This window comes from Bradyrhizobium pachyrhizi, from assembly GCF_001189245.1.
Taxonomy (GTDB): domain Bacteria; phylum Pseudomonadota; class Alphaproteobacteria; order Rhizobiales; family Xanthobacteraceae; genus Bradyrhizobium; species Bradyrhizobium pachyrhizi.
In genome coordinates this window covers 13276-14837 of record NZ_LFIQ01000073.1, presented here as the reverse complement: position 1 = coordinate 14837, position 1562 = coordinate 13276, and the positions used below count along the sequence as shown (strand labels likewise).

At 63.0% G+C, this 1562-nt stretch carries 3 protein-coding genes; all 3 read right to left on the bottom strand.

The genetic code is table 11. From position 1 onward, the window contains the following. Nucleotides 1-143: 143 nt before the first annotated feature. A complete protein-coding gene (locus AKL29_RS14990; protein ID WP_050384732.1) occupies nt 144-737 on the bottom strand; it encodes a GNAT family N-acetyltransferase in 594 nt (197 codons plus the stop codon). Between the two features lie 211 nt (nt 738-948). Beyond that, nucleotides 949-1206 (bottom strand): hypothetical protein, encoded by a 258-nt coding sequence (locus AKL29_RS41955; RefSeq protein ID WP_152977611.1) that lies wholly within the window; start codon nt 1204-1206, stop codon nt 949-951. A 105-nt stretch (nt 1207-1311) separates the two neighbouring features. After that, on the bottom strand, nt 1312-1562 hold a 251-nt coding region (locus AKL29_RS43985; protein ID WP_210168325.1), incomplete at its 5' end, for a hypothetical protein.

The following is a 1562-nucleotide window of genomic DNA, read 5'->3' as shown; positions in this document are numbered from 1 at the left end:
GCGAAAGCAGGGACCCATAACCACCGGCCCCCGTTGTGGTGAAGGCTGGAGCCCCAGCGACGCAAACCAACTCACTTCGGTGGTTATGGGTCCCGGGTCGCGCTTGCGCTTGCCCGGGACGACGGCGGAGTTTGTGGCAGCAGCTACCCGATCACCGGCACATGCCTCGCCGAGTCGCGCGGCAGTTTACCGTCGAGCCTCGGATCATCCGCCACCTCGATCTGCCGCTTGAACGCACGGAAGCCGGAGCGCTGGTAGAACGCGACGGCCGAGGGATGATCGAAGGTGCAGGTGTGCACCCAGACGCGGCTGATGTCGCGCGACCAGGCGATCTCGAGCGCGCGGTTCATCAGGAAGCGCGCCGCGCCGGTGCCGATGAATCTTGCGGTGACGCCGAAATAGAGCAACTGGCATTCGCCGGCCACGCTGAAATCAAGTTCGAGCAGGCCCTCATCCTGGCCGTCGACGGCCAGCCCGTAGAGCTCGTTGCCGGGGCCGTGGATCCTCGAGGCGAGATCAGCGTCATCGAGCCCGGTGCGGGTGAACCACAGCCACTCCTCGCCGACCCGGCGATAGATATCGCGATACCAGTCGAGCGCGGGCGGATCGACCTTGCACAGGCGCCACGCGCCGGGCGGATCATCGCGCAGCGGCGGACGCGCGGTCATTTCCAGATGGGTGACGACGGCAGCGATCTTGCCGTGGGGGATGTCGGAGTAACCGTCGGGCAGCAGCATCACGCGACCTCTGTTGCAGGCTGTCGGCGGGACATAACCGCACGTCGCCGCGGATGCAATGCAACGCTGCGCGCAATGCCTGGTCAGGAGAATCAGACGAGGTAATCCGCCGCATCCGCTGCTGCTCATTCGAGCGGCCAGGTCCAACGAGCGGGATAAATCAGTTTGAACGCGCTTTGAGGGAGGGCTCCCCAAGCCCTCCCGTACTCGGTTAGTTGCCGACCCATACGTTGCCGTTGGCGTCGAAATCGTTCTTCGGGTTGTAGCCGGACTCGCGAAGACTCCGCATACGCATCGCGCGGTCGCTGACGTCGCCATTGAGACTGGCGTTGGCATTGAGCACGGCAGGACTTAGTGTGGTACCCATCACGAGACGCTGGTGGGCCCTGTTTTGCGCCGTGCGTGCATCGGCGAGTGCCGCCGTGGACAGAGAAGCAACTGCGATCGAAACAAGAATGATTTTCGTCATGGTCAGCTCCTGTGAAGTAACCAGCTGAGCTTTCAATCGCTTCCAGAAAATACGTGCTCGCGCCGGATGTGAAAACCGTCACAGGCCGGCGGCGATCACGATCGGTCAGACTAGCAGGCAGAGGCCGACGCTTCTTGGACCCCCGCGCACAGCGTCGCGGGAAGTCCATGCGCAAATCGCAAACGTCAACTTGTAGTGATCCCGATGCGCCGCCACGTTGATGGCACAAAGTGAATAGTGGCTGACCGCCGCAGTCCGCGTCGGCATTCGCATGGATGAATCCCGGGTCGCGCTTCCGCCTTCAGGAGAAGCAGGAAAAGTGAGCGCGGTGCTCGCCACACGTTTGACGTCGTCCT